This window comes from Marinagarivorans sp., from assembly GCF_982758155.1.
Genome location: NZ_CEXWTU010000186.1, coordinates 1 through 6,488, shown reverse-complemented (window position 1 = coordinate 6,488; position 6,488 = coordinate 1). Strand labels below are relative to the sequence as shown.

At 46.7% G+C, this 6,488-nt stretch carries 2 protein-coding genes; one reads left to right on the top strand and one right to left on the bottom strand.

The features are described from left to right. A partial coding sequence (locus tag AC3A8L_RS16335; RefSeq protein WP_487963340.1) for an Ig-like domain-containing protein occupies nucleotides 1–3,202 on the bottom strand: 3,202 nt, incomplete at its 3' end. 559 nt (nucleotides 3,203–3,761) lie between these two features. Here AC3A8L_RS16335 and AC3A8L_RS16330 point away from each other — a divergent pair. Next, on the top strand, nucleotides 3,762–6,488 hold a 2,727-nt coding region (locus AC3A8L_RS16330), incomplete at its 3' end, for a ligand-binding sensor domain-containing protein (protein ID WP_487963339.1).

Genomic DNA, 6,488 nt, shown 5'->3' with positions numbered 1-6,488 from the left:
CCGCCGCCGTTAAGCTGCCGTTGCTATTACGATGCGGGCTAAAAGCAAAACTATCTAACGAAGTCACGTAGGTAGAGAGCGCATCTAAATCTTCTGAAAGACCGGCCTTAGGATTACCCAGCGTTGTATTAGCATTCGCAAAAGCATCGTTATCGATTAAACCAGAACCCAAGAAGGCAAAACGAATATCGTGTTCAAAATCTTGAATTTCATCAAAGTTAGCCGACCAATGCACGCGCCCATGACCCGTACCAGAACGACCACGCATACTAATCGTATTACGTAAACCCTCACCGCGATCGGTAAAATCATAAACGCGATGATCACTCGCACCATCAGTATGGCAAGTAGCACAAGATAAGTACCCCTCCATCGCAATACGCGTATCCGCAGTATCGTAAAACAAGCGCTTACCCTTCAAAACTTCAGCCGACAACACTTCATTACTGACGGTATTGGTATGACTTAATTCTTCAAAGGCCGACAGGCTGCCGCCACTTCCGGTATACAACGTTAACCGGCTAACGCTTCGCGATAAAAAGTTATGGGTAAAAACATCGCCATTATCGGCCACCGTGATACCTTTAGGTGAGAGTCCCATATTAATCAGGTCGATGCCCTGCATCGTTGAAACATCATAAGCCGAAAGCCGGTTATTACCCTGATTAGTAACATAGGCGATTTCACCACCGCGACTAAAAGCAATAGCGCTGGCAATTTCAGCATTATCAATATCAAATTTTGAATTAGGGACTTCTGCATTGGTATTTAAATCAATTTTAGCTATCACAGAGCGCACAGAGTTTTGGAAATTACCAAAATTACCATCGCGAACCATACCGCGAAAAACATTATCTTTTTTGCCCGTCACCCAAGCGATATTAGTACCGGGCTCAATCGCAATACCCATTAAATAATTCACTACACCGCGGGCGCTGGTACTGGTATCTAGGCTTGTGGTATCAGCCGCAATTTTAATTGTCGCTTCAATGGTGAAATCCGAGGTGCGTACACGATAAACTTGAGCCTCGTTTTGCGGCGAAATAAAGCGCGTAGCCAGCAATGTTTGGCTATCGGCCGTCATTGCCATCGCATAGGGGTAAGCCCCAACGGAGAGCGCGCCCACTAACGATTGGTTAGCCACATTCAATTTATAAATAACACCACTACCTTGCGCCGATACATAACCCGCCAATTGATTGGGTGCGATTAAAATCGCTATAGGTTTAGCACCAGGGTGCAAGGCAATGGTTTTTAGTAAATTACCGTTACTGTTTAAAACGGATATCGTGCCATCGTCGTGGTTCGCCACCCAAATATTTCCCGCGCCATCTAACGCAAGGCCGCGCGGATCATTACCTACCGCACGTTCAAATAGCTTTTCACCGGTACTCGCATTAACAGCCGTAATGGTATTGTTGTCGGGGTTAACATTGAGCACTCGGTTATTTTTACCATCAAAAATAATCGTTGATGATGATAAATTTTTCTCAATCTCGGCGGCCTCGACAACAATACGAACCACTTTGGTCGATTTACCACCACTAGAATCAAAAGCTTCAACATTGACGAAGTAAATACCTGAAGCTGCATAGGTATGCGAAATCGTTGAATTCGTTAACCCTCGATCAGAGTTATCATCGCCCCAATCAATATCGTAGGTAAGTGCGCCATCATCACTCGCGTCAACGGTAAGCGTAACGGCATCACCAGCAATAATACTTGCACTACTTACATCTACGGCATTAATCACAGGCGGAGCATTACCAGAAATCTGACTGCCCGTTGAAAAATAAAAGCTGTAATCCTCAGCAAGGCCATTTTCAGCAACATCTTTCACGCCGTCATTGCGCATGAAAAATTCATATGTTGTATTGGGCTCTAATGGCTCGCGTGGTGTGACATTAATCGTTTGATTACTCCACCAGCTCACGTCAGATGGCACAGCATCACCAGACAGTGTGCGTATTTGAAAATTGTCTTCATTAATAGTGCTGATATCTAACGTTTCGTGAATCATCACCCCAACACGGGTTTTAACATGTAGGTTAGTCGCATTAGGGCGCGGGTTAGTCCAACCAACCTCCGGTGCACGGGTATCCGGTTCGCGCTCATTACAATAAACGCCAGCAGTATTCATTCGATACTGGCCAGCAGCCACCAATAAGTTTCCTATTGGCATTAAATATTCACCATACGCCCAAGGGAAATGCTCAACCTCTTCGAAGGTGCGCATATCCACTTTGGCCTCGCCAACGTACATGTGATCATCTTTAAAGTTAGGGTAACGTAGGCTTGGGCCGCTGTAATCCGCCGAAGAAACATGGCGTAAATTACTAGGGTCTGAATAATCGATAATATCAACAGAACGCTGAAAGCCCGTATCGCCATTCATGGCATTTACAATGTAATTTTTATACATGGGCATCGTATCGTAGGCACGCCCTATAGCCCACTGGCCACCAAAGGGGTAGCTACGATCACGAATTTTATCCAGTAATACAGGGTTAGCGGGATCACTAATATCGTAAACGCCCACACCCGAGCCCGTTAGATTATCGCCGCGAACAATTAATAAATTACCCACCATATTGACTCGACCCTGAAAACCAAGGTCGTCTTGTACATTAATTTCACCAATCTTAGGGTTACCCGGTAAACGTAGATCGTGAATGGTCATAACAGGTTTATGGTCGAATTCATAAGCCGTTGGAACACTACCAAAACCGTAAGGGTAAAAAGAAATAAGCTCCGAATGATGGCCGTTAGAGGCATCACCAACCATAAATGCTTCGTCGGTGCCATCCACGATAGATTCGCTATTAAAGTTAGGCACATCGTCTAAATCAGTTTGATTAACACCGGCCCAGTTGAAACCAACAATGGTACCCACACCCATGTAATGGTGGTGCCCAGCGTTACCGGGCCGCTGATCTCCCCCCTCCTGGCGTGGCTGCCTTGGGTTCTCGAGGTCGTAGTTTTTCATAACACCCGTACCCCAATCATGGCTAATCAAATAGCCCTTGTGGTACGCGTATACCATGACGCGCTCATTAGAGTTAGGCAAAGTAGACAGCTGCTCGCCGGGGGTATCACACGTAAAACTACTGAAGTCCAAAGCCGCTTGTGCCGTGAGGGGGATTCCCCCCGCCGCCAACACACAAATACCGGTTAAACGTTGGATTACATTCGTTAATCCCATAGGTAAGCTCCTAAACACACCACAAAAACACATACTTTATGACTAAATAAAAATGATATTAAAGTCACGTCTGTAATTCTAAAAAGCTATTTCAAAGACGATAGAAACGCCAAAAACGTAAGTAACGTTCAAATACTAATCAAATGATGATTTTTGTGCAATGTAGGTCGCGACGAACGTACCAGCGTAAAGGAAATTAAAAATGTAATTTTTTAGTACTTTATAACCATAAAATAACCAACCCTATAACTGATAGGCTTTTTTAATAACTTAAAGGCAAGTTAAGCTAAAAAAAATGAATACTGCGCCACCTCTAACAACCAAAAAGTCGCGTTAGCGAGATCAATATGCGCAAAAGAAATAAATGGCAACCCATGATCTATACTCAATAGAACCAGACAGTGAGAGTAGCTATAAAAAATTGATATAAAGCTTTACCGATTAGCGGAAAGAACGCGTTTATCGCCCCAATAGCTATACTCTATTAAGACGTAACCGCGACCTACAAGCGGCATGTCATAAACTACGTACGCTTACTGATGAGACTGCTTCGCTAGTGATGAACACTATTTCAACTACGCATTCGGGCCGTTTACAGCAGCCCTTTATTCGCAAGAGCTTAGACCTTAACCAGCGCTTCAAGCCTTGGTTAATCGCTATCGCACTCAGCACCACGCTCTCGCCGGTTGCTTTTGCGCAATCCACTTCATCAGCCGCAATCATTAAAGATGGCAGCACAGCAAACGAGCCGCCGGGTAGCTACAACGCGCGCATGCGCTTTAAGGCCTTAGACCACCCCGAAATCGATTTAATTGGTGGCCAATGGGCTACCGTAGAAGATAAACAAGGTTTCATTTGGTTTGGTGGCGCTGGCGGGGTGGCCCGCTACGACGGCTACAACCTAAAGCTGTACCGCCATAACGCCGAAGATAAAAACAGCCTTAGTAATAATTACGTCACCGATTTACTGGTTGATGAGCAAGGGCAGCTTTGGGTAACCACTCTTTGGGGCCTTAACCTTTACGATGCCAACAAAGACCAGTTCACACGGTTCGAGCACAACCCCAGCGATGCCAATAGCCTGAACCACAACTGGGTATGGAATATTGCGCAAGATTCTAATCACAACTATTGGTTAGCTACTGATGGCGGCGGCCTTGCCTTCCTGCCTCATAACGGCAAGACATTTACACGCTTCAAACACGACACCAACAACCGTAATAGCGTGCTCAGCGATGCCCTGTTAACCGTTTATGTCGATAGTCACGACAACGTTTGGCTAGGCGCAAAAGAACAAGGGTTAAGCCGCTACAACCCCAATACCGAGCAATTCACCCATTACCCTGCAGTTGCCAACGATTCAACCAGCTTGAGTAACGGCAAAGTGAATAGCGTATTTGAGGATAACCACGGCCGCATTTGGGTGGGCACAGACAACGGCCTTAACCTTTTAAATGCGCAAACTGGTACATTTACCCAATACCATAACGACCCCAACAACCCGCGCTCGCTTAGCGGCAACCTTATTCGCAACATCAACCAAGACAGCAACGAAAACCTTTGGGTGGCCACCGACGGAGGCGGCTTAAGTATTTATCGTGGCGAACAACAAGGGTTTGATCGCTACACTCGCGAGGCGGGTAAAAGTGGCGGTCCCATCAACAATAAAATTCGCTCGATCTTTGAAGACAATCAAGGCGGCCTATGGTTTGGCCACTACCCTGCGGGCATTACACAGCTCGACCGCTACGCGAGCGCTTTTACCAACTTTCAAACCAACCCCTTCGATGACAACAGCCTGAGTAATAGCGATATTCTCGGCGTTACCGAAGACCGTACTGGCGACCTTTGGGTAGGCACCGAAGGCGGACTCAATCACATCGCACTGCAAACCGGTAAAATTACGCGCTACCTCCATCAGGCCAACAACCCCACAACCGTTCCAGCAGACCCAGTAACCGCTGTAGTTGAAGATAACGAAGGGAATATTTGGCTTGGTACTTGGGGTGGCGGCTTTGCTCGCTACCAACCCCAGAGCGATGATTTTAAACAATACAAACACAGCCCCAGCAAGCCCAACGGCCTTCGAGACAATGTTGTTCGCACACTATTGGTAGATAAAAAAGGCGATATTTGGCTAGGTGGCGGCCACGGCATTAGCCGCTATCGCCCAGCTACCGATGATTTTGAGCATTACACCAACGATGCAAACAACCCGAATAGCCTATTAAATTTGGGCGTAAATGCACTTTTTGAGGATAGCCGTGGCGAATTTTGGGTGGGTGGCGACTTAGGCCTACACCGAATGAACCGCCGAACAGGCCGCTTTGAACGCTTTGAGCACAACCCAGACCAACCCGATAGCCTAAGCCAGGGTTACATTAGCGCCATCGGCGAAGACAGTAATGGCAACCTATGGATTGCCACCGGCGCCAACGGCCTTAACCGCTACAACCGTGAAAACAAAATATTCGAACACTTCACCACCAAAAACGGCCTACCCGATGATCGCGTTGGCGGCATCATTAGCGACGACAACGGCTTCATTTGGTTTGGTACCGGTCGCGGCCTAAGCCGTTTTAATCCCGAAGATAACAGCTTTAAAACCTATACCGAAGAGCACGGCCTACCCGGCAGCTTATACAAGCGCCCCACCTGTATTAAAACCCGCAGCGGCGATTTAATCTTCGGCAGCTCTAAGGGTTTAACTTTATTTAACCCTCTAAATATTGCACAAAATACCGTGGCGCCGCCCGTTGAAATCACGGGCTTTGATATTTTTAATCGGCCCGCGCCCATTGCCCAAAAAGACTCGCCACTGCAACAGGCTATCACCCAAACACAAGCCATTACCCTTAATTACCAACAGTCTGTATTTTCATTTGATTTCGCAGCATTAAATTACACTATGCCGCAAAAAAACCAGTACATCTATCAACTGGAAGGTTTTGATAAAGACTGGGTACAAGCCGGTGATCGCCGCACAACCACCTACACCAACCTCGATGCAGGCCACTATATTTTCCGCGTACGCGGCTCTAACAACGAAGGCGTATGGAATGAAACCGGCGATTCCATTGCGATTACCATTTTACCGCCACCATGGAAAACCTGGTGGGCCTACACACTTTATGCACTAGGTATTTTAGGGGCTTTAGCTTTATTCGTTCGCGCACAGCAACGCAAGCTGCAACGGGCCGAAGAGAAAATCGCCATGGAGCAAGCCGTTATTCAGCGCTTAGAGCACCTAGATGGACTGAAAGATGACTTCCTCGCCAATACATCA